Annotated in this window: 19 protein-coding genes; 8 read left to right on the top strand and 11 right to left on the bottom strand. The window is 61.1% G+C overall.

The window, feature by feature from the left end; all coding sequences use genetic code 11:
• Window positions 1-12: 12 nt before the first annotated feature.
• The 5 genes from topA to HBO12_RS23430 form a co-directional block, all read right to left on the bottom strand.
• A complete protein-coding gene (gene topA / locus HBO12_RS23450; RefSeq protein WP_169954184.1) occupies window positions 13-2,634 on the bottom strand; it encodes a type I DNA topoisomerase in 2,622 nt (873 codons plus the stop codon).
• A gap of 114 nt (window positions 2,635-2,748) precedes the next feature.
• On the bottom strand, window positions 2,749-2,985 hold the full coding sequence (locus HBO12_RS23445; protein ID WP_029300088.1) for a DUF1653 domain-containing protein: 237 nt from the start codon (window positions 2,983-2,985) through the stop codon (window positions 2,749-2,751).
• A 94-nt stretch (window positions 2,986-3,079) separates the two neighbouring features.
• Complete coding sequence (gene fadA, locus HBO12_RS23440) at window positions 3,080-4,255, bottom strand: acetyl-CoA C-acyltransferase FadA (RefSeq protein WP_005786153.1); 1,176 nt, start codon at window positions 4,253-4,255, stop codon at window positions 3,080-3,082.
• A gap of 29 nt (window positions 4,256-4,284) precedes the next feature.
• Window positions 4,285-6,432, bottom strand: coding sequence for a fatty acid oxidation complex subunit alpha FadB (fadB, locus tag HBO12_RS23435; protein ID WP_029300084.1), 2,148 nt, complete (start codon window positions 6,430-6,432; stop codon window positions 4,285-4,287).
• Between the two features lie 532 nt (window positions 6,433-6,964).
• Window positions 6,965-7,402 (bottom strand): hypothetical protein, encoded by a 438-nt coding sequence (locus HBO12_RS23430; protein WP_169954186.1) that lies wholly within the window; start codon window positions 7,400-7,402, stop codon window positions 6,965-6,967.
• Window positions 7,403-7,507: 105 nt separating this feature from the next.
• Between HBO12_RS23430 and HBO12_RS23425 the strand changes: the two genes are divergently transcribed.
• Complete coding sequence (locus tag HBO12_RS23425; protein WP_169954187.1) at window positions 7,508-7,945, top strand: universal stress protein; 438 nt, start codon at window positions 7,508-7,510, stop codon at window positions 7,943-7,945.
• A 178-nt stretch (window positions 7,946-8,123) separates the two neighbouring features.
• Here HBO12_RS23425 and HBO12_RS23420 read toward each other — a convergent pair whose 3' ends face one another.
• A complete protein-coding gene (locus HBO12_RS23420; RefSeq protein WP_169954188.1) occupies window positions 8,124-10,040 on the bottom strand; it encodes an ATP-binding cassette domain-containing protein in 1,917 nt (638 codons plus the stop codon).
• Window positions 10,041-10,252: 212 nt separating this feature from the next.
• On the opposite strand from HBO12_RS23420, the gene HBO12_RS23415 reads away from it, so the two are divergent.
• Entirely contained in the window at window positions 10,253-12,181 is a 1,929-nt protein-coding gene (locus HBO12_RS23415) for a transglycosylase SLT domain-containing protein (RefSeq protein WP_169954291.1), read from the top strand.
• Window positions 12,182-12,229: 48 nt separating this feature from the next.
• Here the strand turns inward: HBO12_RS23415 and HBO12_RS23410 are convergent, their stop codons facing one another.
• Window positions 12,230-13,999, bottom strand: a complete 1,770-nt coding sequence (locus tag HBO12_RS23410) for an ABC transporter transmembrane domain-containing protein (RefSeq protein WP_170043388.1) — start codon at window positions 13,997-13,999, stop codon at window positions 12,230-12,232.
• A 245-nt stretch (window positions 14,000-14,244) separates the two neighbouring features.
• Between HBO12_RS23410 and HBO12_RS23405 the strand changes: the two genes are divergently transcribed.
• Window positions 14,245-14,418: a PA1571 family protein gene (locus tag HBO12_RS23405; RefSeq protein ID WP_029300072.1), complete on the top strand. Its 174-nt coding sequence runs from the start codon at window positions 14,245-14,247 to the stop codon at window positions 14,416-14,418.
• Between the two features lie 63 nt (window positions 14,419-14,481).
• On the opposite strand, the gene pdxB is transcribed toward HBO12_RS23405, so the two are convergent.
• A complete protein-coding gene (pdxB, locus tag HBO12_RS23400) occupies window positions 14,482-15,624 on the bottom strand; it encodes a 4-phosphoerythronate dehydrogenase PdxB (RefSeq protein ID WP_170043337.1) in 1,143 nt (380 codons plus the stop codon).
• A gap of 142 nt (window positions 15,625-15,766) precedes the next feature.
• Here pdxB and HBO12_RS23395 point away from each other — a divergent pair, with 142 nt between their 5' ends.
• On the top strand, window positions 15,767-17,152 hold the full coding sequence (locus HBO12_RS23395) for an MATE family efflux transporter (RefSeq protein WP_170043336.1): 1,386 nt from the start codon (window positions 15,767-15,769) through the stop codon (window positions 17,150-17,152).
• Here HBO12_RS23395 and tusA read toward each other — a convergent pair.
• Both tusA and rlmM read right to left on the bottom strand, forming a co-directional pair.
• Window positions 17,149-17,400, bottom strand: a complete 252-nt coding sequence (gene tusA / locus HBO12_RS23390) for a sulfurtransferase TusA (RefSeq protein WP_076961259.1) — start codon at window positions 17,398-17,400, stop codon at window positions 17,149-17,151. The genes HBO12_RS23395 and tusA overlap by 4 nt on opposite strands.
• Window positions 17,401-17,543: 143 nt before the next feature.
• The gene (rlmM, locus tag HBO12_RS23385) at window positions 17,544-18,617 is read right to left on the bottom strand and encodes a 23S rRNA (cytidine(2498)-2'-O)-methyltransferase RlmM (protein ID WP_029300064.1); all 1,074 of its coding nucleotides are present in this window, start codon (window positions 18,615-18,617) and stop codon (window positions 17,544-17,546) included.
• A 190-nt stretch (window positions 18,618-18,807) separates the two neighbouring features.
• On the opposite strand from rlmM, the gene acnA reads away from it, so the two are divergent.
• Window positions 18,808-21,549 (top strand): aconitate hydratase AcnA, encoded by a 2,742-nt coding sequence (gene acnA, locus HBO12_RS23380; protein ID WP_170043335.1) that lies wholly within the window; start codon window positions 18,808-18,810, stop codon window positions 21,547-21,549.
• 48 nt (window positions 21,550-21,597) lie between these two features.
• Here acnA and HBO12_RS23375 read toward each other — a convergent pair whose 3' ends face one another.
• Window positions 21,598-22,005, bottom strand: a complete 408-nt coding sequence (locus HBO12_RS23375) for an ester cyclase (protein WP_170043334.1) — start codon at window positions 22,003-22,005, stop codon at window positions 21,598-21,600.
• A 258-nt stretch (window positions 22,006-22,263) separates the two neighbouring features.
• On the opposite strand from HBO12_RS23375, the gene HBO12_RS23370 reads away from it, so the two are divergent.
• The 3 genes from HBO12_RS23370 to wecC all read left to right on the top strand — a co-directional run bounded on the left by HBO12_RS23370 (window position 22,264) and on the right by wecC (window position 25,676).
• Window positions 22,264-23,058: a CPBP family intramembrane glutamic endopeptidase gene (locus tag HBO12_RS23370; protein WP_169954195.1), complete on the top strand. Its 795-nt coding sequence runs from the start codon at window positions 22,264-22,266 to the stop codon at window positions 23,056-23,058.
• Window positions 23,059-23,277: 219 nt separating this feature from the next.
• On the top strand, window positions 23,278-24,417 hold the full coding sequence (gene wecB, locus HBO12_RS23365; protein WP_169954196.1) for a non-hydrolyzing UDP-N-acetylglucosamine 2-epimerase: 1,140 nt from the start codon (window positions 23,278-23,280) through the stop codon (window positions 24,415-24,417).
• Entirely contained in the window at window positions 24,414-25,676 is a 1,263-nt protein-coding gene (wecC, locus tag HBO12_RS23360) for a UDP-N-acetyl-D-mannosamine dehydrogenase (RefSeq protein WP_170043333.1), read from the top strand. The genes wecB and wecC overlap by 4 nt, the downstream gene beginning before the upstream one ends.
• Window positions 25,677-25,683: the final 7 nt, after the last annotated feature.

Raw genomic sequence — 25,683 nt, 5'->3', positions numbered from 1 at the left:
GCAGGAGCGGGATCAAGCGCCCTGGCGCTTGTCCTCGACCTTCCACTTGCCACCGTCGTAGAACGCCTTCCAGCCCGTAGGCTTACCGTCCACTTCAGTCTGCACGTACTGCTCCTTGGTCTTGCGGCTGTAGCGGATCACGGCCGGACGACCGTCGGGATCCTTCTTCGGCGCTTCGCACAGGAAGTGGTACTTGGGATCGATCTCGTCCTTGTGCGGCACGATCTCCATCACCAGCGGTGCACGGGTCTCGCGGTTTTTCGGGAACTGGCTGGCAGCCAGGAACAGGCCCGAAGCGCCGTCACGCAGGATGTAGGTGTCGTTGACCTTCTCGCACTTGAGCTCGGGCATCTTCACCGGGTCCATCTTCGGCGGCGCCGCGTCACCGCTTTTCAGCAGCTTGCGGGTGTTCTTGCAGGTCGGATTGGTGCAACCGAAGAACTTGCCGAAGCGACCGGTCTTGAGCTGCATCTCGCTGCCGCACTTGTCGCATTCCAAGCTCGGGCCTTCATAGCCCTTGATGCGATAGGTGCCTTCTTCAATCTCGTAGCCGTTGCAATCGGGGTTGTTACCGCAGATGTGCAGCTTGTGCTTCTCGTCCAGCAGGTAGGCATCCATGGCCGTGCTGCAGATCGGGCAACGGTGCTTGCCACGCAAAACCAGCGACTCGGATTCACCCTCGTCGTCGGCGGCGATTTCATCACCCGGCACCAGGTTGACGGTGGCCTTGCAGCGCTCTTTGGGCGGCAGGCTATAGCCCGAGCAACCCAGGAACACACCGGTAGACGCGGTACGGATCTGCATCGGCCGGCCGCAGGTGGTGCACGGAATATCCGTCATCACCGGCTGGTTGGCGCGCATGCCGTTTTCCGGGCTCTCGGCTACTTCGAGTTTTTTCTTGAAGTCACCGTAGAACTCGTCGAGGACATTTTTCCAATCGCGCTCGCCCTGGGCCACGTCATCGAGGTTCTCTTCCATGCCGGCGGTAAAGCCGTAGTCCATGAGGTTGGAGAAACTCTCGGACAAACGCTCGGTAACGATATCGCCCATCTTTTCCGAATAGAAACGACGGTTATGCAGGGCCACGTAGCCGCGGTCCTGGATGGTGGAGATGATCGCCGCGTAGGTCGAAGGACGACCAATACCGCGTTTTTCCATTTCCTTGACCAGGCTGGCTTCCGAATAACGGGGTGGCGGCTTGGTAAAGTGCTGGCTCGGGTCGAGCTTGATCAGCTTCAGCGCATCGCCCTGGGCCATGTCTGGCAGGACGTCGTCATCGCCCGGCTTGGCAATTTGCGGCATCACGCGGGTATAGCCGTCGAACTTGAGGATACGACCCTTGGCGCGCAGCTCGAAGTCCCCGGCACCCACTGTGACGGTCGTGGACAGGTATTGCGCCGGCAGCATCTGGCAAGCCAGGAACTGGCGCCAGATCAACTCGTAGAGGCGCTCAGCGTCGCGCTCCATGCCGCTCAGCTTGCTTGGCTCGGTATTGGCATCGGAGGGACGAATCGCTTCGTGGGCCTCTTGTGCGCCTTCCTTGCTGCTATAGACGTTTGGCTTCTCCGGCAGGTACTTCTTGCCGAATTCGCTTTCAATATAAGTACGCGCCATCGCCACCGCGTCCACCGACAGGTTGGTGGAGTCGGTACGCATGTAAGTGATGTAGCCCGCTTCGTACAGACGCTGGGCCATCATCATCGTCTTCTTCACGCCAAAGCCCAGGCGGTTGCTCGCGGCCTGTTGCAGGGTGGAGGTGATGAACGGCGCCGACGGCTTGCTGCTGGTGGGCTTGTCTTCACGCTTGACGATGCTGTAGCTGGAAGCTTTGAGCTTCTCCAGCGCGGCCATGGCCTGGGCTTCGTTGAGCGGCTTGAAGGCCTCGCCTTTCTCGCGGGCCACTTCAAAGCGCACGTTATTGCCCTTGGCGGTGCCGAGGTCCGCGTGGACTTCCCAGTACTCTTCAGGGTTGAACGCACGAATCTCGCGCTCACGCTCCACCACCAGCTTGACCGCTACCGATTGCACACGACCAGCGGACAGGCCACGGGCGATCTTCGCCCACAACAGCGGCGAGACCATGTAGCCGACCACGCGATCGAGGAAGCGCCGAGCCTGCTGGGCATTGACGCGGTCGATGTCCAGTTCGCCCGGCTTGGAGAAGGCTTCCTGGATCGCCTTCTTGGTGATTTCGTTGAACACCACGCGTTTATAGCGGCTGTCGTCCCCACCGATGGCTTCGCGCAGGTGCCAGGCAATGGCTTCCCCTTCGCGGTCCAAGTCCGTCGCGAGATAGATGGTGTCAGCATCCTTGGCGAGCCGGCGCAGCTCCTCGATCACCTTTTCCTTGCCCGGAAGGATTTCGTACTTGGCCTTCCAGCCATGATCCGGGTCCACACCCATGCGCGAGACCAGCTGCTTGCGCGCCTTCTCTTTAGGCGAGAGCACCGGACCTTCGCCCGCAGCCGCCTTGCCGCGCTTGGCAGCAGGCTCCTTGCTGGCGCTAGCCGAACCGCTGGTGGGCAGGTCTCGGATATGGCCGATACTCGACTTCACCACGTACTCGTTACCCAAGTACTTGTTGATGGTCTTGGCCTTAGCCGGGGATTCCACAATGACCAGCGATTTGCCCATGGATCGGAAAATTCCTGAATTCGAGAAGAGAAAGGCGGTTGGCGCCTGACGCGGCAACGCTATATATAGTGGCAACACAGTGAGGTCAAGCACAGCATTCTGCGCAACCTGCCGTTATTGCCCTGAAAAAAGACTGGGTTCGACCTGCACCAAAGCAAAGCGCGGGACCTGCTTGCCGTCAACTTCGACGGTCTCCAGGAACATGCTCAAGGGGCGCACCCAAAAGCCGTAATCGCCATACAGTGCTTGGTAGAACACCACTTCTTCTTCGGTCTCGGAGTGCCGCGCCACATTAAAAACGCGGTACTTGGGACCTTTATAATGCTGGTAGAGCCCTGGTTCGACTTTCATGCTGTGGCCCTCTTACAAAATTTATAAAAAAAAATTAAAAATTCCAAAAAACAAAAGCCGGGGCACTGGGCCCCGGCTTCCGTCAACCCAACGCTTAGACGCGTTCGAAGACGGTAGAAATGCCTTGGCCGAGACCAATGCACATGGTTGCAACCCCAAGGTTGCCGCCATTTTGCTTCATCACGTTAAGCAAGGTGCCGGAGATACGCGCACCGGAGCAACCAAATGGGTGGCCCAGGGCGATTGCACCGCCGTGCAGGTTAACCTTCTCGTTCATCTTGTCGAGTACTTTCAAATCTTTCAGCACTGGCAGGGCCTGTGCGGCGAAAGCTTCGTTGAGCTCGAAGAAGTCGATGTCGGAGATACTCAGACCTGCGCGCTTCAAGGCTTTTTGTGTGGCCGGTACTGGACCATAGCCCATGATCGCCGGGTCCACACCCGCCACAGCCATGGAACGGATCACTGCCAGAGGCTGGATCCCCAGGTCCTGGGCACGCTGGGCCGACATCACGATCATGCACGAAGCACCATCGGTGATCTGCGACGAAGTACCGGCAGTCACGGTGCCGCCCTTTGGGTTGAATGCCGGCTTCAAGGCCGCCAGGCTTTCCAGTGTGGTGTCCGGACGAATGGTTTCGTCGTAGTCGAACAGTTTCAGGAAACCGTTCTCGTCATAGCCGTTCATCGGGATGATCTCATCCTTGAACTTGCCTTCCACAGTCGCCTTGTGGGCCAACTGGTGGGAGCGCAGGCCGAAGGCGTCCTGGGCTTCACGGGTGATGCCATGCATCTTGCCGAGCATTTCTGCGGTCAGGCCCATCATGCCCGAGGCTTTCGCCGCGTACAGCGACATGTGCGGGTTAGGATCGACGCCGTGCATCATGCTGACGTGGCCCATGTGCTCCACGCCACCGACCACAAACACATCACCGTTGCCGGTCATGATCGCCTGGGCGGCGGTGTGCAGTGCGCTCATGGACGAACCACACAGGCGGCTGACGGTCTGGCCGGCAGCGGTGTGCGGGATCTGGGTCATCAAGGAGGCCATGCGCGCGATGTTCCAGCCCTGCTCCAGGGTCTGGTTGACGCAGCCCCAGATCACGTCCTCGACTTCGTTCGGGTCGACCTTGACGTTGCGTTCCAGCAGCTTGCTGATCAGGTGCGCCGACATGTCTTCGGCGCGGGTGTTGCGGTGCATGCCGCCCTTGGAGCGGCCCATCGGAGTACGACCGAAGTCGACAATCACGACGTCTCTTGGATTCAAGCTCATAAATATTCTCGCTCTAGTCGTCTGGGCACTTAACCGAAGAAGCTCTGGCCATTCTTGGCCATCTCGCGCAGCTTCGCGGTCGGGTGGTACAGCGGGCCCAGATCAGCGTACTGATCAGCCAGGGCAACGAACTCGGCCACACCGATCGAGTCGATGTAACGCAGCGCACCACCACGGAATGGAGGGAAGCCAATACCGTACACCAGGCCCATATCGGCTTCGGCAGCGGTTTCGACGATGCCATCTTCCAGGCAACGCACGGTTTCCAGGCACAGGGCGATCATCATCCAGTTGATGATGTCCTCGTCGGACACCTCACGCTGCTCGTAGACGATTGGCGCCAGCACTTCGTGAACCGATGGATCGGCAACTTTCTTCTGCTTGCCTTTCTTGTCGGTCTCGTAGGCATAGAAACCCTTGCCATTCTTCTGGCCCAGGCGCTTGGCTTCGTACAGCGCATCGACAGCCGAGCGACGGTCGTCTTTCATGCGGTCCGGGAAGCCTTCAGCCATGACGTCGCGACCGTGGTGGCCGGTGTCGATACCGACCACGTCCATCAGGTACGCCGGACCCATTGGCCAACCGAATTTTTCCATGACCTTGTCGATACGCACAAAGTCCACGCCAGCACTGACCAGCTTGGCGAAACCACCGAAGTACGGGAACAGCACGCGGTTGACCAAAAAGCCCGGGCAGTCGTTGACCACGATCGGGTTCTTGCCCATTTTCTTGGCGTAGGCAACGGTGGTGGCAACTGCCAGCTCGCTGGACTTCTCGCCACGGATCACTTCTACCAGCGGCATCATGTGCACCGGGTTGAAGAAGTGCATGCCGACGAAGTTTTCCGGACGCTTGAGGGCCTTGGCCAGCAAGGTGATGGAAATGGTCGAGGTGTTGGAAGCCAGGATCGTGTCTTCTTTGACCTGGGCCTCAACTTCAGCCAGGACCGCCTGCTTGACCTTCGGGTTCTCGACAACGGCTTCGACCACCAGGTCGACGTGGCCGAAATCACCGTAGGAAAGCGTAGGACGAATGCCGTTAAGCACTTCAGCCATCTTCGCAGCGGTCATGCGACCTTTATCAACGCGGCCTACCAGCAGCTTGGCGGCTTCCGCCAGACCTTGCTCGATACCGTGCTCATTGATGTCTTTCATCAGGATCGGTGTGCCTTTGGACGCCGACTGATAGGCAATACCGCCACCCATGATCCCGGCACCGAGGACGGCAGCCTGTTTCACGTCTTTGGCAATTTCGTCGTAGGCCTTGGCCTTTTTCTTCAGCTCCTGATCGTTCAGGAACAGGCCGATCAGGCTCTGCGCAGCAGAAGTCTTGGCCAGTTTGACGAAGCCGGCGGCTTCGATTTCCAGGGCCTTGTCGCGACCGAAGTTCGCGGCTTTCTGGATGGTCTTGATCGCTTCGACCGGGGCCGGGTAGTTAGGGCCCGCTTGACCGGCGACGAAACCCTTGGCGGTTTCGAACGACATCATTTGTTCGATGGCGTTGAGCTTGAGTTTTTCCAGCTTCGGCTGACGCTTGGCCTTGTAGTCAAATTCGCCGCTGATGGCGCCCTTGATCAGGTTCAGTGCAGCTTCTGCGAGTTTGTCCGGAGCAACCACGGCATCCACGGCGCCGACTTTCAGCGCGTCTTCAGCACGGTTTTCCTTGCCGGCGGCAATCCACTCGATGGCGTTGTCGGCACCGATGATACGCGGCAGGCGTACGGTACCGCCGAAGCCCGGGTAGATGCCCAGCTTGACTTCCGGCAGGCCGATTTTCGCGCTGGAGGCCATGACGCGAAAGTCCGCGGCCAGGCACATTTCCAGACCGCCGCCCAGAGCGATGCCATTGATCGCGGCAACGGTCGGCACGTTGAGGTCTTCGAAATCGCTGAAAATCTTGTTGGCTTCGAGGTTGCCAGCCACAAGCTCGGCATCGGGCAGCTTGAAGTTGTCGACGAATTCGGTGATGTCAGCGCCGACGATGAACACGTCTTTGCCGCTGGAGACGATCACACCCTTGATCGATGCATCAGCCTTGATGGTGTCTACGGCCTGACGCAGTTCGTTCAGGGTTAGACGGTTGAACTTGTTGACGGACTCACCCTTGAGGTCGAATTTCAATTCGACGATGCCACTTTCAAGAGCCTTAACCGTGATGGCTTTACCTTCGTAAATCATCAACTGATCTCCACGATATGGAAGCTGAACAGTACACATCGGACGCTGGCCCCTGGTCGGGCATTGATCACTTCGTCAATGCTCATACCAACGCGCCAGGCACACCCGCCAATGCGATAGTCGGGATTATGTATGAGATGCCTGACAGACAAACACTCAATTCATACGCCCGTTTGATTTGGGTACGCCACCTTCAGCCAATTCCGGGCAATTGTCAATCGCCCGAAAGCGCCGTAAAAACGCGACTTTTCAGTCATTTCATAACCGCCAAGGCTAATCAATGCGCAGGCATTCACCCGATCAATAATGCGAAAGAGCCAGCAACGGCCTGTACAGCGGCGGATATCCGGCTAGGCTAGCCGCATGTGAGAACGCCTGTGCGAATGCGCGGCGTGACGAATTACAGATTTACCGGCCTGCCTGGCCAGTTCCAGCCCGATGATGATGTCGGGCTTTTTATTGCCTACGTTTTATTGCCGGCGATGGCGTGCTCAACGGCCCTATCGCCGGCAAGCCGGTTCCTACGGGTGTGTCAGGCCAAGGCCTTGAGTAACGCACTGATGGCCTGCAAGTCGCTGGACTCGCCCTTCTCACCCCAATACACGGCGATCATTTGCTTGTCCGCCTCCACTTTGTAGACATTGGCCGGCAGCGTTGCAAAATGCGGCAACAACTTCTCGTCCACGCAGGTTTCCTGCCATTGGTTGACCCACACCCCCGGCTCCTGCTGCCAGTAAACCCAGAGTGCGGGTTTGCTGCCGCGCCGTGGCCGACAGTACTGCGCACAGGGGCTGGGCGGCTCTTGCTTGAGCCAGTGCGGCCACTCCTGGGGCGACAATTGCATCGCCAGGCCGATGCGGCGCGCCTCCATGCGCAGGGCCATGCGCCCGCTCTGGTGGCGCGACGGTCGCAGCCATGCCAGGGGGCTCAAGACCACTAGAAGGATTGACACCACTATCCAGACCGTCATATGTGTACTCCCGAATTTCTAGATGAGCGGATTTGACCTGACTCAACCCCATCCGCTTGAAAGCAGCCATACTGAACTTATTGCAGTCCCCTGGAGGAACGCCTCATGACTTACGAACATATTCTGGTCGCCGTGGACCTGACCGAAGAGTGCGATCCGGTGATCAAGCGCGCCGTGGCCATTGCCGGCGATACCGTGAAGCTGTCCCTGGTGCATATCGTCGAACCCATGGCCATGGCCTTTGGCGGCGACGTGCCGATGGATCTTTCGCAACTGCAACAGCAGCAGTTCGACCAGGCCAAGGAGCGCCTGGACCGACTGATTGACAAGTATCCCGCGCTGAAAAAAGACCAAAGCCACCTGACCTATGGCCAGCCGCGCCAGGAAATCCACCACCTGGCCAAGGAACAGAGCTGCGACCTGATCGTGGTCGGCAGCCATGGTCGTCACGGCTTGGCGTTGCTGCTGGGCTCCACTGCCAACGATGTACTGCACGGCGCGCCTTGCGACGTACTGGCAGTGAAGCTGGTAAAAAGCTCGTAAGAACACTGCAAATCAAATGTAGGAGCTGGTTTGCCTGCGATAGCAGTCTGTCAGTTGATACATCTGGTGGCTGGCATACCGCTATCGCAGGCAAGCCAGCTCCTACCTATTGAAGTGCGTTTCATATAAAAAAACCGGTGCTCGTAAGAGCGCCGGTTTTTTATTGCCGCTAAATCAATCAGGCATCCAGCTCGGCCCAACGCTCAACCAATACTTCCAGCTCCTGGTTCAGCTTCTCAAGGGACTCGATGACCTTGGCCGTTTCTGCCGCAGGACGCAGGTAGAAACCCGCGTCAGCCATGTCGGCCTCCACGCCAGCGATCTGCTTTTCCTTGGCCTCGATCTCACCCGGCAGGGCTTCGAGCTCACGCTGCAGCTTGTAGCTGAGCTTCTTCTTGGCGGCCGGCGCGGCTTCTTGAACCGGCGCAGCAGCCGCCGGTGCAACCACCGCAGAGTTCAAGTCGGCCTTGCCGGACTTGCTCTCGGTCACACCCAGCAGGCGCGGCGAGCCGCCCTGGCGCAGCCAGTCCTGGTAACCACCGACGTATTCGCGCACCTTGCCTTCACCCTCGAAGACCAGGGTGCTGGTGACCACGTTGTCGAGGAATGCCCGGTCGTGGCTGACCATCAGCACGGTGCCGTTGAACGTCAGCAGGACCTCTTCCAACAACTCCAGCGTTTCCACGTCGAGGTCGTTGGTCGGTTCGTCGAGCACCAGCAGGTTGGCCGGCTTGCTGAACAGCTTGGCCAGCAGCAGACGCGCACGCTCACCGCCAGACAACGCCTTGACCGGCGTACGCGCACGTTGCGGGCTGAACAGGAAGTCCCCCAGGTAGCTCAGCACGTGGCGGCTCTGGCCGTCGATGTCGATAAAGTCGCGGCCTTCAGCGACGTTGTCGATCACGGTCTTTTCCAGGTCCAACTGGTGGCGCAGTTGGTCGAAGTAGGCCACGTCGATGCGCGTGCCCTCTTCCACGGTACCGCTGGTCGGTTGCAGGCCACTGAGCATCAGCTTGAGCAAGGTGGTCTTGCCGGTACCGTTGGCGCCCAGCAGGCCGATGCGGTCGCCGCGCTGCAGGACCATGGAGAAGTCCTTGATCAGGAACGGGCCATCCGGGTGATGGAAGCTGACGTTCTCCAGGACCATGACCTGCTTGCCCGACTTGTCGGCGGTATCGAGCTGGATATTGGCCTTGCCAGTGCGTTCGCGACGCTCGCTACGCTCCACACGCAAGGCTTTCAGGGCCCGTACGCGGCCTTCGTTACGGGTGCGGCGGGCCTTGATGCCCTGGCGGATCCAGACTTCTTCCTGGGCCAGTTTCTTGTCGAACAGCGCGTTGGCGGTTTCTTCGGCGGACAGCGCGGCCTCTTTGTGCACGAGGAAGCTGGCGTAGTCGCCGTTCCAGTCGATCAGGCCGCCGCGATCCAGTTCGAGGATGCGCGTGGCGAGGTTCTGCAGGAAGGAACGGTCGTGCGTGATGAACAACACGGCGCCCTGGAAGTCCTTGAGGGCTTCTTCAAGCCAGGCAATCGCGCCGATATCCAGGTGGTTGGTCGGTTCGTCGAGCAGCAGCAGGTCCGGCTCGGAAACCAGGGCCTGGGCCAGCAGGACGCGGCGACGCCAGCCGCCGGACAATTCGGCGAGGGTCTTGTCGGCCGGCAGTTGCAGGCGGCTCAAGGTGCTGTCGACCAATTGCTGCAAGCGCCAGCCATCACGGGCTTCAAGGTCTTGCTGGACGTGCATCAGTTTGTCCAGGTCGGCATCGGTGACGCAGTTCTGCGCCAGGTGATGGTATTGGGCAAGCAATGCGCCCACGCCGTCGAGGCCTTCGGCAACCACGTCGAACACGGTCCGTTCGTCGGCCACCGGCAATTCTTGCGGCAATTCGCCGATCTTCAGGCCCGGGGCGCGCCACACGGAGCCGTCATCGGGCTTCTGGTCGCCTTTTACCAGCTTCATCATGCTGGACTTGCCGGTGCCGTTGCGGCCGATGATGCACACCCGCTCACCACGGGCGATCTGCCAGGACACCTTGTCCAACAACGGCATAGCGCCGAAAGCAAGGGACACATCGCTGAATTTGAGCAGGGTCATACGCTTCTCCAAAAACTGGGCGCGCATTCTACCTGAGTTGGGGGGTGAAGCGGCCGGCATTTTCGTGCCCGACACGTTCTGTAGGACATTTCTTTAGAACTTCAGCGAAGCGGCCTGCAAAGCTTTCACCGGCTGCGGGCAAAAGGCTAAGCTAGGGGCAATCAGTGTCGGCGGCGCCGGCACTAGTCCTGATTTCTTTGCACGGACGTCTCATGCGCAGTCGCCTTTTCAGCTTTTTATCTTGCCTGCTTCTTTCCTCCACCGCCGTCCAGACCGCCCAGGCAGTGGACCTGACCACCCAACGCCAATATTACGACCAAGCCAAGCGCGCCCTGGCCAAAGGCGATACCGGCCCCTACATGCAATACAGCCAGGCCCTGGCCGATTACCCGCTGACGCCGTACCTGGCCTACGACGAACTGACCGCTCGCCTGAAGTCCGCGAACAACCAGGAAATCGAACAGTTCCTGGCCAAGCATGGCGACCTGCCCCAGGCCAACTGGATGAAGCTGCGCTGGTTACGCTGGCTGGCCGAGCGTGGTGATTGGCAGACCTTTGAAAAGTACTACGACGCCAAGCTCAATTTCACCGAGCTGGACTGCCTGCATGGCCAGTACCAGTTGAGCCACAACCTCAAGGCCGAAGGCTACAAGACTGCCGAAGCCCTGTGGATGACTGGCAAATCCCAACCGGCCGCCTGTGATGCCACGTTTGGCCAGTGGGCCGCCGCTGGGCAATTGACCGAACAGAAAATCTGGGACCGCGCCAAGCTGGCCGCCGAGGCCCGCAACTATCCCCTGGCCAACAGCCTGGTGAAAACCCTGCCCACCCTGGGCGCCCAGGGCCGCCTGATGGTGGATGTAGCGCAAAAGCCCACCATGCTCAGCGACCCATCGCGCTTCCTGCCCGCCACTGAAGCCATGTCCGACGCCGTCGGCCTGGGCCTGCGCCGCCTGGCGCGCCAGGACCCGGAACAAGCCATGGCCCTGCTGGATGGGTATGCCAGCAGCATGCACTTCTCGCGCGACGAAAAAGTGTCCATCGCCCGGGAAATCGGCCTGACCTTGGCGCGCCGCTACGACCCGCGCGCCCTGGACGTGATGACCAAATACGACCCGGAGCTGCGTGACAACACCGTCTCCGAATGGCGCCTGCGCCTGCTGCTGCGCCTGGCCCGCTGGGAAGATGCCTATCAATTGACCCGCAAGCTGCCCCAGGACCTGGCCACCACCAACCGCTGGCGCTATTGGCAGGCCCGCGCCCTGGAGCTGGCCGAGCCGAAGAACCCGCAAGCGCTGGTCCTGTACAAAGGCCTGGCAAAGGAGCGGGATTTTTATGGCTTCCTTGCCGCAGACCGCTCCCAGGCTCCGTATCAACTGAATAACCAGCCGCTGGTGATGAGCCAGGCCCTGGTCAACAAGGTGCGCAATACCCCGGGTGTACGCCGCGCCCTGGAGTTTTATGCCCGCGGCCAGATCGTCGACGGCCGCCGCGAGTGGTATCACGTCAGCCGTCACTTCAACCGTGACGAAATGGTCGCCCAGGCCAAGCTCGCCTATGACATGAAGTGGTACTTCCCGGCGATCCGCACCATCAGCCAAGCCAAGTACTGGGACGACCTGGACATCCGCTTCCCCATGGCCCACCGCGACACCCTGGTGCGGGAAGCCAAGGTCCGTGGCCTGCATTCGAGCTGGGTGTTTGCTATCACCCGCCAGGAAAGCGCGTTTATGGATGACGCCCGTTCCGGCGTCGGCGCCAGCGGCCTGATGCAATTGATGCCCGCCACCGCCAAGGAAACCGCACGCAAGTTCAGCATTCCGCTGGCATCACCGCAGCAGGTGCTGGACCCGGACAAAAATATCCAGCTCGGCGCCGCCTACCTGAGCCAGGTCCACAGCCAGTTCAACGGCAACCGCGTGCTCGCTTCCGCCGCCTACAACGCCGGCCCTGGGCGCGTACGCCAATGGCTGCGTGGCGCGGACCACCTGAGTTTCGACGTGTGGGTGGAAAGCATCCCGTTCGACGAAACCCGCCAGTATGTGCAAAACGTGCTGTCTTATTCGGTGATCTACGGGCAAAAGCTCAATTCACCACAACCGCTGGTGGACTGGCACGAACGTTATTTCGATGACCTGTAGGAGCCGACCTGGCGATGGCGATCTCACGGACGCCATCGCCAGCCCCCCCTACACGGGTTCTTCGCTAAATTGCAGGGCCGCCAGCCGCGCATACAGCGGGTTGCTGGCAATCAGCTGCTGATGTGTGCCCACAGCCACCAATTTCCCCTGATCCATCACCGCAATCCGGTCGGCGTTTTTCACCGTGGCCAGGCGGTGGGCGATCACCAGGGTGGTACGCCCCTGCATCAATTGCGGTAATGCCTGCTGGATCAGGTGTTCACTCTGCGCGTCCAGGGCGCTGGTGGCCTCGTCCAGCAACAGGATGGGCGCATCCACCAGCAAGGCCCGGGCAATCGCCAGGCGTTGGCGCTGGCCGCCAGAAAGACCCATGCCGCCATCCCCCAGGTGGGTCTGGTAACCGTCGGGCATTTGCAGGATGAAATCGTGGGCGTGGGCAATGCGCGCCGCCTCTTCGACCTGGGCAAAACTGGCCTTTGGGTTGCCGTAGCGAATGTTGTCTTCGACGCTGCCAAAAAACAGCGCCGGGCTTTGGGACACCAAGGCAAAACAGCGGCGCAGGTCCAAAGGATCGAGGCTGGTCAGCTGTTGGCCTTCGAGCAGCACCTGCCCCTGTTGCGGGTCGTAGAAGCGCAGCAGCAAGTCGAACAGAGTGGACTTGCCCGCCCCGGACGGCCCGACCAGGGCCAGGGTTTCTCCGGCCTTGATACTCAGGCTCAGGCCCTCGATGGCAAAACGATCGGGACGCGACGGGTAGGAAAAGTACAGATCCTGTAGCTCCAGGCGGCCACTGACCCGCTGCGGTAACGTGATCACGCCCGTGGCAGGCGCGTGGATGTCATTGTTCGACTGCAACAGCTCGGCAATCCGCTCCGCCGCCCCGGCGGCCCGTTGCAACTCGCCGATCACCTCGCTCAAGGTGCCAAAGGCGCTGCCGACGATCAGGCTGTAGAACACAAAGGCCGCCAGCTCACCGCCGGAGATACGCCCGGCGATCACATCCATGCCGCCCACCCACAGCATCACGCCGACAGCGCCCAGCACCAGCACAATCACCAGGGTGATCAGCCAGGCACGCTGCACGATGCGTTTGCGCGCCGTGGTGAACGCCTCCTCCACCGTCACCGCGAAGCGCTGCTCATCCTGCACCTGATGGTTGTAGGCCTGCACGGTCTTGATCTGGCCCAGGGTCTCGGACACGTAGCTGCCGACGTCGGCAATCCGGTCCTGGCTCTGGCGCGACAGGCTGCGCACGCGGCGGCCAAAGACCAGGATCGGCGCCAGCACCAGCGGCAATGCCACCACCACAATGCTGGTGAGCTTGGGGTTGGTGATAAACAGCAACACAATCCCGCCGATCACCATCAACGCATTGCGCAGGAACAGCGACAGGGATGAGCCGATCACCGATTGCAGCAAGGTGGTGTCGGCGGTCAGGCGCGACTGGATTTCCGAGCTGCGATTGTTCTCGTAGAACCCCGGATGCAGGTAGATCAGGTGATTGAACACCTGCCGGCGAATGTCCGCCACCACCCGCTCGCCGATCCACGACACCAGGTAGAAGCGTGCAAACGTGCCCACCGCCAGGCCCAGCACGAGGATCATGAACAGACCGATGGACTGGTTGAGCAGGTGCGGCGACTGGGTCATGAAGCCCTGGTCCACCAACAGGCGGATGCCCTGGCCCATGGACAACGTAATGCCTGCGGTGACGATCAGCGCCAGCAAGGCGCCGACGGCCTGCCAGCGATAGGGGGCGATAAAGCGCATGGCCAGGCGAATGGCGCGGCGTTGACGGGCTGAAAGCATGGAGAGCATCACCTGAGGAAGACAACCTCAAGCCTACACCGCAATCGGATTGAACTTGGGTAAATCACAATGAGTCAGGTTAATTATGCCCGGCAAGACTAGGCCCTAGAGGCTATCGGTCTAAAGTGCGGCTGGAAATCCAAAGTGATTTCTGCTGGACTGGGCATTCGATCCGTCGACGGGCCATGGAGTTGTAACAGCTCGGTCACGCGGGGGAATTAGAGTAGGTACACAACCTGATGAGGAGACAGGCCATGTCCTTGCAAAACAGCAGCACTGACAAAGTTGAAGTAATCCGCCAGCCGCAGCAGTTGCCATGCTCGTACATCGATGCCCAGGGCCGCGAAGTGCAGATTACCGAAGAGATGATCCAGGGCGCGTGCGCCGAACTGGAGCAGAAACTGGTCAAGCCTGCCCAGCAAGGCTGATACGCCCCAGCTCTTTCAGACCCGGCCCCGGTGGCCGGGTTTTTTATGCCTGCGCTGTGTACATCAGCAAAGGTTTGCGCCCAGGGCGTTGACGAGGCTGTGCAACGCCGCCGACTCCCCGCTGATCCGCACCTTCAAGCCGTCAATCTCGCGGCGATCCGGGTAGTGCTTGCGCAGCAGGTCGAAGGCCTTGCGCTGCTGCTCCACAGTGCCCACCAGGCTGCGGCGAAAATCCGCATCGTCACGGCGCGGGTCGTAGACGCTGCGGCACAACGTCGCCAGGGCCCAGGCCGGGTCGGTGCTGGCATGCAGGTTGACCTCGGCCAGCCAAGGCTCGGGCAGCAAGTCACTCAGTTGGATGCGCGCCGGCTGGCCAAGGTGCGCGCACAGCGCCTGGTAGATCTGCGCCGTGCCGCGCTGCTTGCCGTCCAGGCTGTAGCCGGCGATATGCGGGGTCGCCAGCACGCACAACTCGGCCAGCTCGACATCCACCTCAGGCTCGCCTTCCCACACGTCCAGCACCGCCTGCAGGTCTTCGCGCTCAAGCAACACCTCGCGCAGCGCCGTGTTATCCACCACCGGGCCACGGCTGGCGTTGATCAGCCAGGTACCGGGCTTGAGTTGCTCCAGGCGCTGGCGATCCAGCAGGTGCCAGGTCGAGCCACTGCCGGATTTTTTCAGCGGGGTATGCAGGCTGATCACATCACATTGCTCGATGATCTGCTCAAGGCTGACGTAGTCACCGTCTTCGGCAATCTGGCGGGGTGGATCGCAGACCAGCACCTTCCAGCCCAGGCCCCTGAGCACCTTGACCAGGCGCCCGCCCACTTCACCGGCACCGACGACGCCATAGGTGCGCTGGTTCAGGTCCGCACCCTCGATTTCAGCCAGGGTCAGCAGGCTGCCCAGCACATAGTCCACCACCCCACGGGCGTTGCAGCCCGGCGCGCTGGACCATTGGATACCGGCCTTTTGAAAGTAGTCGAGGTCCAGGTGATCGGTGCCGATGGTGCACGTGCCGACAAACCGTACCGGCGTGCCTTCGAGCAGCGCCCGGTTGACGTTGGTCACCGAACGCACCAGCAGCACATCGGCCTGTTCAATGGCGGCGCGGTCGATGGCGCGGCCCGGCACCCGGCGGATCTCGCCAAAACCTTCAAAGAACGCATCGAGCAGCGGGATATTTTCGTCGGCAACAATCAACATGGCAGGCTCCTTTGGCGGACCCGCAGTGTACAGGCACCAGCCTGTGGCGCGTTTACAAATCCGCTACACAGGTATTTTCCTGACCTACCCGTCAAGGCGTAGAATGCGCCGTCCTGCGCTCCCCCTTATCGGACATCTGCACGTGAACACTGCCATTCTGCCCCTCTCCCGCCCTGCCCGCGTTCGCCGGGAAGTCCACAGCCTGCTGGCGCTGGCCCTACCGATCATGATCGGGCAACTGGCAACCACTGCCATGGGGTTTGTCGATGCAGTGATGGCCGGGCGCGTGAGTGCGCGGGACCTGGCGGCGGTGGCCCTGGGCAATTCCATCTGGATCCCGGTGTATCTGTTGATGACCGGCACCTTGCTGGCCACCACCCCCAAAGTCGCCCAGCGCTTTGGCGCCGGCAGCCATACCGAGATCGGCCCGCTGGTGCGCCAGGCGTTGTGGCTGGCGCTGGTGGTGGGGTGCACCGCGGCATTGCTGTTGATCAGCGCCGAGCCGATCCTGCATGCGATGAACGTCGACCCCGAGCTGATCGCCCCCTGCATGGGCTACCTGCACGGCATCGCGGCGGGCATGCCGGCGGTGGCGCTGTATTACGTGCTGCGCTGTTTCAGTGACGGCCTGGGCCGCACGCGCCCGAGCATGATCCTCGGCCTGGGCGGGCTGGCGTTGAATATCCCGCTGAACTACGTGTTCATCTATGGCCATTTCGGCGTGCCGGCCATGGGCGGCGTGGGCTGCGGCTGGGCCACCGGGATCGTGATGTGGGCAATGATGCTGGGCTTCGTCGGGTGGACGCGCTGGGCCCCGGTGTATCACGCCAGCGAGCTGTTCAAGCGCTTCGACTGGCCGAAATGGTCGGTGATCAAGCGCATCCTGGGCATCGGCCTGCCGATTGGCATCGCCGTGTTTGCCGAGTCGAGCATCTTTGCGGTGATCGCCCTGCTGATCGGCAGCCTGGGCGCAACTGTAGTGGCCGGGCATCAGATCGCCCTGAACTTCAGCTCCCTGGTGTTCATGATTCCCTACTCCCTGAGCATGGCCGTGACCGTGCGGGTCGGCCAGGCCCTGGGCCGTGGCGAACCCCGTGAAGCGCGCTTCGCCGCAGGCGTGGGGATGGGCACCGCACTGGCTTATGCCTGCCTGTCGTGCAGCCTGATGCTGTTGTTTCGCGAGCAGATCGCCACGATCTACACCGCCGACCCACAGGTGGTCCAGGTGGCGGCGATGCTGATTGTGTTTGCGGCGCTGTTCCAGTTCTCCGATGCGATCCAGGTGACCGCCGCCGGCGCCCTGCGTGGCTACCAGGACACCCGCGTGACCATGATCCTGACCCTGTTCGCCTATTGGGGCGTGGGCCTGCCGGTGGGTTACTTGTTGGGCCTGACCGACTGGCTGGGCCAGGCCAACGGCCCGAGCGGCTTGTGGCAGGGGCTGATCGTCGGCCTCAGCTGCGCGGCGGCGATGCTGGTAGTGCGCCTGGCACGCAGTGCGCGCAAGCGCATCCGCACGGCGGTTTAAGCGAGCTTCTTGCGGATCCAGTACAGGTAAGTACCGGCCTCTTCGCGCTGTTCTACCAGTTCATGGTCCAGGAACACGCAGAACTTGGGGATATCGCGACGGGTCGAGGGATCGGTCGCGATGACCTTGAGCAGGCCGCCCGGTGCCAGGTCGCGGATATGCTGGTGCAGCATCATCACCGGTTCCGGGCAGTTGAGGCCGGTGGCGTCGAGGGTGCCGTCGACGGGTACATCCGAAAACTGACTCATACTTCACTCCGAAAACAGATCCGCCCCTGTGTGGGAGCGGGCTGCCCGCGATGACGTGGGCACATTCAACATTGATTTCGATTGTTATAACGCTATCGCGGGCAAGCCCGCTCCCACATTTTGGAGCGGTGCCCGCCACAGGATCAACGGGCCTTGGGTTTCTTTACGTCCAGGCGGCGCAGGTGGCAGGTCACTTCCTCGCGGTCGTGGTACAGCTGCTTGCAACCGATTTCCACGCGAATGCCTCGCGCCTTGAAGCCTTCTTCGATGCGCTCCAGCAGGCGCTTCACTTCGGCATAACGCTGTTTCATCGGCAACTTGAGGTTGACCACCGCTTCGCGGCAATGCCCCTCGCCAATCCAGGTTTCCAGCAGGGCTGCGTTGCGCGCCGGCTTCTCGACGATATCGCAGACCATCCAGTCCACCGGCTGCTTGGGGGTGAAGGTAAACCCATCCGCCATCAGGTGTTGCACCAGGCCGGTGTCCATCAGGCTTTCGGCCATGGGGCCGTTATCGATCGCCGTCACCAGCATGCCACGGTTGACCAACTGCCAGGTCCAGCCGCCCGGCGCTGCGCCAAGGTCCACGCCAGTCATGTCGCCGTGCAGGCGCTCGTCCCACTGGTCCCGGGGGATAAAGTGGTGCCAGGCCTCTTCCAGCTTGAGGGTCGAGCGGCTTGGCGCGTCACGGGGGAATTTCAGGCGCGGGATGCCCATCGGCCACATCGCCGAGTTATTTGACTCGGCCAGGCCCATGAACACTTCGCGGCCGCTCTTGAAGGTCAGCAGCAGGCGCGGCTTGCTCGGGTCTTCGACCAGTTTGCCGGCGGCCAGCAGGGCCTTGCGCAGGTGCACTTCGAATTTCTTGCAGAAGTTCGACAGTTCCTTGCCGTCGTTGGTATCGACCATTTCCAGCCACAGGCTGCCGCACACCGGGAAATCGCGCAGGTGCGCGAGGATCACGCTGATGCGGTCGGTCTCTGGCAAGTCGATGAACACCCCACGCGCCCACTGCCTTGGGAAGATCAGCTCGGCAAAGCGTTGGCCGCGCATCAGGCGCTGGGCGCCGTCTTCTTCGGTGCAGACAAATTCGGCGCAGGCGCTGCCGGTCTTGGCCTTGGCATAGCCGGAAACGTTCAGGCGCGCGGCGTGTTCCGCGATCTCGGAACAGACTTCGCCTTCAAAACCCGGGCGGCAGTGCATAAAAAGGGTGTTCATTGAATCTCCTGGCAACTGGCTTGCTCTATCGCAATGCCTGTCATGAAAACGCGCGCATGATAGCTGAGTTCGGAACCTTGGACTTGTCCATAGAGTCCAGTTATTAGCCTGCTACTGAAAACAGGGCTAAGTTGAAAGCTCTGTTCGTCCCGTCAGGTCCGTAGCCGTGCGGACCATAAGGAGTCATGTAATGTCATCCGTTGATAGCCTGAGAACCCTTAAGACCCTGCAAATCGACAGTAAGACCTACCACTACTTCAGCTTGCCCGAAGCCGCCAAGAGCCTGGGTGACCTGGACAAGTTGCCGATGTCCCTCAAGGTGCTGCTGGAAAACCTGCTGCGCTGGGAGGACGAAAAAACCGTGACCGGAGCCGATCTCAAGGCGCTGGCCGCCTGGCTCAAGGAGCGTCGCTCCGACCGCGAGATCCAGTACCGCCCGGCCCGGGTACTGATGCAGGACTTTACCGGCGTACCCGCCGTGGTCGACCTGGCCGCCATGCGCGCCGCCGTGGCCAAGGCCGGTGGCGATCCGCAGCGCATCAACCCGCTGTCGCCGGTGGACCTGGTGATTGACCACTCGGTGATGGTCGACAAGTTCGGCAACGCCGATGCCTTCGAGCAAAACGTCGATATCGAAATGCAGCGCAACGGTGAACGCTATGCGTTCCTGCGCTGGGGCCAGAGCGCCTTTGATAATTTCAGCGTGGTGCCACCGGGGACCGGCATCTGTCACCAGGTCAACCTGGAATACCTGGGCCGCACGGTGTGGACCAAGGACGAGGACGGCCGCACCTACGCCTTCCCGGACACCCTGGTGGGCACCGATTCCCACACCACCATGATCAACGGCCTCGGCGTCCTGGGCTGGGGCGTGGGTGGGATCGAGGCGGAAGCGGCGATGCTCGGCCAGCCGGTGTCGATGCTCATCCCGGAAGTGATCGGCTTCAAGCTCACCGGCAAGTTGAAAGAAGGCATCACCGCCACCGACCTGGTGCTGACGGTCACGCAAATGCTGCGTAAAAAAGGTGTGGTGGGCAAATTCGTCGAGTTCTATGGCGACGGCCTCGCCGACCTGCCCCTGGCCGACCGCGCGACCATCGCCAACATGGCCCCGGAATACGGCGCCACCTGCGGCTTTTTCCCCGTCGATGAGGTGACCCTGGACTACTTGCGCCTGTCGGGCCGGCCTGCGGCCACCGTCAAGCTGGTCGAGGCGTACACCAAGGCCCAGGGCCTGTGGCGCAATGCCGGTGAAGAACCAGTGTTCACCGACAGCCTGGCCCTCGACATGGGCACCGTAGAAGCCAGCCTGGCCGGGCCCAAACGCCCGCAGGACCGAGTCTCGCTGCCGGATGTGAGCCAGGCGTTCACTGACTTCCTCGACTTGCAGTTCAAACCTGCCAGCAAGGAAGAAGGTCGCCTGGAAAGTGAAGGCGGCGGCGGTGTCGCGGTGGGTAACGCCGACCTGGTGGGTGAAGCCGACTACGACTTTGAAGGCCAGACCTATCGCCTGAAAAACGGCGCGGTGGTGATCGCCGCGATCACCTCCTGCACCAACACCTCCAACCCCAGCGTGATGATGGCTGCAGGCCTGGTCGCGAAAAAAGCCGTGGAAAAGGGCCTGAGCCGCAAGCCCTGGGTAAAAAGCTCGCTGGCGCCAGGCTCCAAGGTGGTCACCGACTACTACAACGCCGCCGGCCTGACCCCCTACCTGGACCAATTGGGCTTCGACCTGGTGGGTTATGGCTGTACCACCTGCATCGGCAACTCCGGGCCATTGCCCGAGCCTATCGAGAAAGCCATCCAGAAAGCCGACCTGACCGTGGCGTCGGTGCTGTCCGGCAACCGTAACTTCGAGGGCCGCGTGCATCCGCTGGTGAAAACCAACTGGCTGGCCTCGCCGCCGCTGGTGGTGGCCTATGCCCTGGCCGGGACCGTGCGCATTGATATCAGCAGCGAGCCCCTGGGCACCGGCAAGGATGGTGCGCCGGTCTACCTGCGCGATATCTGGCCCAGCAGCCAGGAGATCGCCGACGCGGTGGCCCAGGTCAGCACCAGCATGTTCCACAAGGAATACGCCGAGGTGTTTGCCGGCGACGCACAGTGGCAAGCCATTGAAGTGCCGCAGGCCGCGACCTATGTGTGGCAAAAAGACTCCACCTATATCCAGCACCCGCCGTTCTTCGATGACATCGCCGGGCCGCTGCCGGTGATCAAGGATGTGCAGGGTGCCAATATCCTGGCCCTGCTTGGCGACTCGGTAACCACCGACCACATCTCCCCGGCCGGCAATATCAAGGCCGACAGCCCGGCCGGCCGTTACCTGCGCGAACAGGGCGTGGAACCGCGGGACTTCAACTCCTACGGCTCGCGCCGTGGCAACCATGAAGTGATGATGCGCGGTACCTTCGCCAACATCCGTATCCGCAACGAAATGCTTGGCGGCGAAGAAGGGGGCAACACCCTCTACATTCCCACCGGCGAGAAGATGCCGATCTACGATGCGGCCATGAAGTACCAGGCGTCCGGCACGCCACTGGTGGTGATCGCCGGCCAGGAATACGGCACGGGCTCCAGCCGCGACTGGGCCGCCAAGGGCACCAACCTGCTGGGGGTCAAGGCGGTGATTGCCGAGAGCTTCGAGCGCATCCACCGCTCCAACCTGGTGGGCATGGGCGTGCTGCCGCTGCAGTTCAAGCTGGACCAGAACCGCAAGGCGCTGCAACTGACCGGTAAGGAGAAGATCGACATTCTCGGCCTGACCGATGCCCAGATCGAGCCACGGATGAACCTGACGCTGGTGATTACCCGCGAGGATGGCCGCAGCGAGAAGGTCGAGGTGCTGTGCCGGATCGACACCCTCAATGAAGTTGAATACTTCAAGGCGGGTGGGATTCTGCACTATGTACTGCGTCAACTGATCGCTTCGTAAACCGCGCAGCACACCTCTCGCTGAGGGGTGTGCTGTTTGTTCACAGGTTTATTGGTCTTTAAATCCCAGTTGTTTGAACAACGTGGCCATATTGTAGTAATCCGTGCACTCGATGATTTTACTATTGGCGGTTTTAATCACGCACACCCCGCGAACCAAAATCTCTTTATGGGTTGCAGCCCGATCAAACAACGCCCCTTTGTGCGTGCCTGTCATATGCCATTGAATAGTGCCGCCGCCCTCTCCCAGGCTGATCACTTCCTCGAACACCTTGAAGTCCGGCAAGGCTTGCCTGATCAAGTCGAAAAACCCGCCTAACTCGGGTTTCCCCTTCATTTTCATTTCAGCCGCGACATCCTCGTAAATGCAATCATCTGCAAAGATCGCGAGAAATCGCTGTTTGGAGGAAGTGGACCATGCGTCGGCCCATTCTTTAATCAGTTGATGATCATTCATTGTAAAAGCCTCTGAAAGTCGGGAACACGCCTCTTGCGCTGCATACTCCGCCTGACAGATACACCTTCAACTCCTGCTGAGCAGATACTCCCTCTGTTCGTAAGCGTGAAAAAAGCTTAGTTGCCGCCGCGCCATCCAACCAATGTCCAGATGGCGGTTTTTTCATTTAAGTGATCAATGGCGCTCCGTATAATCGGCCGCTGATTCCTGGGCGCCGATTAATGCTGAGCGCCCGCTTGACCGTCACAAGGACTTCTCATGTTTGCTGCTTTACCCTGGCTGTACCTGGCGCTTCTTTCGATTGGCTATGCGCTGGCCCTGACCTATGGACAACTGGGGTTGCTGGCGCTGGTATCGGTCGGTTTACTGGGGGGCGCCGGGTATGCCGTGCGCCAACAACACATCCCCTGGGCCCGCTACCTCGGCCATGGCCTGTTCATCGTATTGGCCCTGGGCCTGGCGATGCACTGGCTGCCCGGTTTCTACAACGGTCGCGGCATCGACCCACAGCGCTTCACGGCCGATGCAGTGCCCTTCTCGATGTACCTGAACCAGGACAAGCCGCTGATCGGCTTCTGGCTGCTGCTCGCCTGCCCGTGGATCGTCGCTCGCCGCCCGTTGCGCCTGTCGATCTACGCCACGGCCCTGGCCTTGACCCTGACCACCATCGCCGCCCTTGGCGGTGCGGTACTGCTGGGCATCATCAGTTGGGCCCCCAAATGGCCGGACCAGGCCTGGCTCTGGGTGTTGAACAACCTGTTGCTGGTGACCCTGGTTGAGGAGGCACTGTTTCGCGGCTACATCCAGGGCGGCCTGAGCCGGCGCTTCAAACAACTGCCCTATGGCGAAAACCTCGCCTTGCTACTGGCTTCGCTGCTGTTTGGCCTGGTGCATGTGGGCGCGGGTTGGCAGTGGGTGCTGCTGGCCAGTATCGCCGGCGCGGGGTATGGCCTGGCCTACCGCTTCGGCGGCCTGGGCGCAGCGATTGCCACGCACTTTGGCTTGAACCTCCTGCATTTCGGCTTGTTTACCTACCCGATGCTGGCGGGCTGAGCAGTCCCTCTGCACTGAACACAAAAGCCGCCTTCGGGCGGCTTTTGTGTGTTCGGCGCTCGATAAAACCTAGCCGGACGGTCAGTGGTCGCCCCTCCCCCCGTTCGGCAGAATGCCTAGGAGCTTTCGTACTCACCCAACCAGCAGCGTTTCAATTGCCGGGGTTGCGATGAGGCAACCCACGCCTGTGTGTCAGGCATCCAATAAGAACCCACGCCCATGCCTCTCAAGACCCTGTCCATCTTCGGCACTCGCCCGGAGGCCATTAAAATGGCACCGCTGGCGATCCAACTGGCAAGCGATGCCCATTTCGACTCGAGGGTCTGCGTCACCGCGCAGCACCGCGAGATGCTGGATCAAGTTCTCGAGCTGTTTGAACTGGTGCCGGACTATGACCTGAACATCATGAAAGCCGGGCAAAACCTGACAGATGTGACCACGGCCATCATCCAGGGGCTCCAGGCAGTGCTGGATGACTTCAAGCCGGATGTGATCCTGGTCCATGGCGACACCGCTACCACCTTCGCTGCCAGCCTGGCGGCCTATTACCGGCAGATTCCGATTGCCCACATCGAGGCCGGGCTGCGTACCAACGACCTGTATTCACCCTGGCCGGAGGAAGGCAATCGACGCCTGACCGGCAGCCTGGCGACGCTGCACTTTGCCCCCACGCAAACCTCCCGGCAAAACCTGCTCAAGGAAGGCGTGGCCCCGGACAGGATCCATGTCACGGGCAATACCGTGATTGATGCGCTGCTCAGCGTGGTAGAGAAGCTGATGCCGATGCGCGCCCGGCTTGATCGACAGTTTTCGTTCCTGCCCAAGGGGCAACGCATGGTGCTGGTAACCGGGCATCGCCGGGAAAACTTTGGCGAGGGTCTGGAGCGTATCTGCCAGGCCCTGGCAGACAGCGCCCGGTGCTTTCCAGAGGTGGCCTTTGTTTACCCGATGCACCTGAACCCCAATGTGCAGAAGCCGGTAAAACGCCTGTTGGCCGGGATCGACAATGTGTACCTGATCGCCCCGCAGGATTACCTGCCCTTCGTGTACCTGATGACCCGCGCCTACCTGATTCTCACCGACTCGGGCGGCATCCAGGAGGAAGCGCCCGCCCTGGGCAAGCCGGTACTGGTGATGCGCGATACCACCGAGCGCCCCGAGGCTGTGGCGGCAGGCACCGTCAGGCTGGTCGGCACCGAGGTCAGTTGCATCACCCACCACCTTAACCAGTTGCTGGAGAACGAGGCCGCCTATCGGCAAATGAGCATCGCCCATAACCCTTATGGCGACGGGAATGCTTGCGTGCGTATCCGGGCTGCGTTGCTGGACCTGCCGCAAAAAAGCGAGGCCGCTGCATGAATGTCGAGAAGATTTGCGTCATGGGCCTGGGCTACATTGGCCTGCCCACCGCGGCCATTTTTGCCTCGCGCAAAAAGCAGGTGATCGGCGTGGATATCAACCAGCGCACCGTGGACATCATCAATCGCGGAGCCGTGCATATTGTCGAGCCCGAGCTGGAGCTGCTGGTCCACGGGGTGATCACCCAAGGCTACCTACGGGCAACCACTACGGTGGAGCCTGCCGAGGCGTTCCTGATCGCCGTTCCCACGCCGTTCACGGGCAACCATGAACCTGACCTGAGCTACATCCGGGCCGCTATCGAAGCCCTGGCTCCGGTGCTGAAAAAACACGACCTGGTCGTCCTCGAATCCACCTCACCAGTGGGCACTACCGAGCGCATGGCCCAGTGGCTCGCCCGGGCACGACCCGACCTGACCTTCCCGGCGACCCACGGCCAAACCAGTGATATCCGCGTTGCCCACTGCCCGGAGCGTGTGTTGCCGGGCCATGTACTGCGCGAGCTGGTGAGCAATGACCGGATCATCGGCGGCCTGACGCCGGCGTGCTCGGCGGCCGCCACCCAGTTGTACCGGACATTCGTCAAAGGCCAATGCATCGAGACCGACGCACGCACGGCAGAGATGTGCAAGCTCACGGAAAACAGCTTTCGCGACGTCAATATCGCCTTTGCCAATGAGCTTTCAATGATCTGCGCACAGTTGAAGATCAACCCCTGGGAGCTGATTCGCCTGGCCAACCATCACCCGCGGGTGAACATCCTCCAGCCAGGGCCGGGTGTGGGCGGGCACTGCATTGCCGTCGACCCGTGGTTCATCGTCAGCAAGAGCCCGGACCTGGCGCGTTTGATCCGCACGGCGCGGGAGGTCAATGAGCATAAGCCGCAGTGGGTGATCCAGCAGGTCAAGCTGGCGCTGGCATCCCTGCTGCTCAAGCGTACCGACCTGCAGGCCGGCAGCGTGCGCATTGCCTGCTATGGCCTGGCATTCAAGGCCGATATCGATGATTTGCGTGAAAGCCCGGCCTTGAGTATCGCCCGGCAACTGGGCCAGGAACTGGGGGTCAAGCTGCTGCTGGTGGAGCCCAACATCGAGGCGCTGCCCGCCGACATGGCCATGCACTCGCTGACCGACACCGTCGACGCCCTCGAGCGCGCACAGATTCATGTGTTGCTGGTCAGGCACCGCGAGTTCGTCTCGATGCCCGCCCTGCGCGATGGCCTTCTGGTGATTGATGCTGCCGGCGTGCTGGCAGCCTGAGAGGTAC

The organism is Pseudomonas sp. WS 5059 (assembly GCF_012985525.1).
Lineage (GTDB): Bacteria > Pseudomonadota > Gammaproteobacteria > Pseudomonadales > Pseudomonadaceae > Aquipseudomonas.
Note: the sequence above shows the minus strand (reverse complement) of the source record. Positions and strands in the feature narration are given on the sequence as shown.

What these genes read in the sequence shown, in the direction of transcription:
- topA (WP_169954184.1), bottom strand. Translation starts at nt 2,634, where the DNA reads ATGGGCAAATCGCTGGTCATTGTGGAATCCCCGGCTAAGGCCAAGACC.
- HBO12_RS23445 (WP_029300088.1), bottom strand. Translation starts at nt 2,985, where the DNA reads ATGAAAGTCGAACCAGGGCTCTACCAGCATTATAAAGGTCCCAAGTAC.
- fadA (WP_005786153.1), bottom strand. Translation starts at nt 4,255, where the DNA reads ATGAGCTTGAATCCAAGAGACGTCGTGATTGTCGACTTCGGTCGTACT.
- fadB (WP_029300084.1), bottom strand. Translation starts at nt 6,432, where the DNA reads ATGATTTACGAAGGTAAAGCCATCACGGTTAAGGCTCTTGAAAGTGGC.
- HBO12_RS23430 (WP_169954186.1), bottom strand. Translation starts at nt 7,402, where the DNA reads ATGACGGTCTGGATAGTGGTGTCAATCCTTCTAGTGGTCTTGAGCCCC.
- HBO12_RS23425 (WP_169954187.1), top strand. Translation starts at nt 7,508, where the DNA reads ATGACTTACGAACATATTCTGGTCGCCGTGGACCTGACCGAAGAGTGC.
- HBO12_RS23420 (WP_169954188.1), bottom strand. Translation starts at nt 10,040, where the DNA reads ATGACCCTGCTCAAATTCAGCGATGTGTCCCTTGCTTTCGGCGCTATG.
- HBO12_RS23415 (WP_169954291.1), top strand. Translation starts at nt 10,253, where the DNA reads ATGCGCAGTCGCCTTTTCAGCTTTTTATCTTGCCTGCTTCTTTCCTCC.
- HBO12_RS23410 (WP_170043388.1), bottom strand. Translation starts at nt 13,999, where the DNA reads ATGCTCTCCATGCTTTCAGCCCGTCAACGCCGCGCCATTCGCCTGGCC.
- HBO12_RS23405 (WP_029300072.1), top strand. Translation starts at nt 14,245, where the DNA reads ATGTCCTTGCAAAACAGCAGCACTGACAAAGTTGAAGTAATCCGCCAG.
- pdxB (WP_170043337.1), bottom strand. Translation starts at nt 15,624, where the DNA reads ATGTTGATTGTTGCCGACGAAAATATCCCGCTGCTCGATGCGTTCTTT.
- tusA (WP_076961259.1), bottom strand. Translation starts at nt 17,400, where the DNA reads ATGAGTCAGTTTTCGGATGTACCCGTCGACGGCACCCTCGACGCCACC.
- rlmM (WP_029300064.1), bottom strand. Translation starts at nt 18,617, where the DNA reads ATGAACACCCTTTTTATGCACTGCCGCCCGGGTTTTGAAGGCGAAGTC.
- acnA (WP_170043335.1), top strand. Translation starts at nt 18,808, where the DNA reads ATGTCATCCGTTGATAGCCTGAGAACCCTTAAGACCCTGCAAATCGAC.
- HBO12_RS23375 (WP_170043334.1), bottom strand. Translation starts at nt 22,005, where the DNA reads ATGAATGATCATCAACTGATTAAAGAATGGGCCGACGCATGGTCCACT.
- HBO12_RS23370 (WP_169954195.1), top strand. Translation starts at nt 22,264, where the DNA reads ATGTTTGCTGCTTTACCCTGGCTGTACCTGGCGCTTCTTTCGATTGGC.
- wecB (WP_169954196.1), top strand. Translation starts at nt 23,278, where the DNA reads ATGCCTCTCAAGACCCTGTCCATCTTCGGCACTCGCCCGGAGGCCATT.
- wecC (WP_170043333.1), top strand. Translation starts at nt 24,414, where the DNA reads ATGAATGTCGAGAAGATTTGCGTCATGGGCCTGGGCTACATTGGCCTG.